Annotated in this window: 1 protein-coding gene; it reads right to left on the bottom strand. The window is 39.0% G+C overall.

Annotation, left to right across the window (positions count from 1 at the left end; genetic code table 11):
* Nucleotides 1-152 precede the first annotated feature (152 nt).
* Nucleotides 153-1181 carry a uroporphyrinogen decarboxylase family protein gene (locus PHP06_11110; GenBank protein MDD3841089.1) on the bottom strand — a complete coding sequence of 343 codons (1029 nt, stop codon included), beginning with the start codon at nt 1179-1181 and terminating at the stop codon, nt 153-155.
* Nucleotides 1182-1232: the final 51 nt, after the last annotated feature.

Below are 1232 nucleotides of genomic sequence, written 5' to 3'. Positions count from 1 at the left end.
TTTTTGCCCAAACTGTATTTTGTCTATTTGCATTTGGAATTTCTCCAGCACACTTATATCATCAGGTTCTACAATTTCCTTATCAAATACTTCATAATTTTTAAAAAATATTTTATTTTTATCCAGAGTCAATTGGCATTTAGAGTTTGGCTTCAATCGGCGACAACATATATTTTCAACGTCTCCTGCATCACCTTAAAGTTCTCAGGTTTTACATCAGAATGTATGCTATTGCTGGATGCCATTATGTATCTTCCCCCAGGAGATAGTTCATCCAGCACTCTCTTTACCTCTTGCTCCAGCTGTGATGTACTGTATTGGCATAAAGGTTGATAGCAGTTTATGCCGCCTATTACGGTAAGTTTTGGATACTTCTCTTTTACCCCCTTTATATCCATGCCTGCGCTGGGATCAAGTGGATGTAGCCCGTCTATCCCTGTTTGCACCATATCATCCAATATAGCATTTATGTTGCCGCAGCAATGCTTTATACAAAAAGCCCCTTTTGATTTTATCGCCTGCACAACCTCTTTAAGCCCGGGCAGGAAAAACTCTCTGAACATAGCAGGGGACACTAATAGTTGATTACTGGCACCATAATCATCACCCAATAGTATAAAATCGGCGCCTAGGTCTATAGCTCTTTCAGCGATTGCTATATTATGCTCTACTGAAATATCCACCAACCTGCGCACCAGTTCCGGGGCCTCATACATATCTATGAATAGATTTTCCATACCCCTCAGGTAATAAGGATAATTAAAAGCATCATGGAGGTGCATCCCCACCAGTCTATTGCCCTTAAATCTTTTTAACAAACTTTTAAGTTGTCTATACCTATATTCATCATATGGATCAGGGGCTGAATAGTTCATCACATCCTCAGCTGTTTTAAGTGGAGGATCCACTATAGAGGATACCACCTCAGTGGTGCTCTGCCTCACTGTACCCCATTCATTTTTGAACTTTCCTTTTTGTTCATCTATTATGGTATTCTTATATAATGAAGATGGAGTATTGGTAACTACTATATCTATGTCTATATAATCACAGAAATCTGCATAATCATCGCTTCCCGTAAGCCCTACCATCACCTTCGGATCAATCATTATTTCAAATGAAGGTACCCTATCCGGCAGCTCTCCCGTCAATACTGCATAAGCCCTTTGGTATGAATTCATTTTATCTCCCCCCTATAATTTTTATGCTAATATAACCTTTGTATGTCTTTT

Source organism: Clostridia bacterium, assembly GCA_028698525.1.
In the GTDB taxonomy this organism is placed as follows: Bacteria; Bacillota; Clostridia; order JAQVDB01; family JAQVDB01; genus JAQVDB01.
This window is presented reverse-complemented; position numbering and strand designations above follow the sequence as displayed.

What these genes read in the sequence shown, in the direction of transcription:
- PHP06_11110 (MDD3841089.1), bottom strand. Translation starts at nt 1,181, where the DNA reads ATGAATTCATACCAAAGGGCTTATGCAGTATTGACGGGAGAGCTGCCG.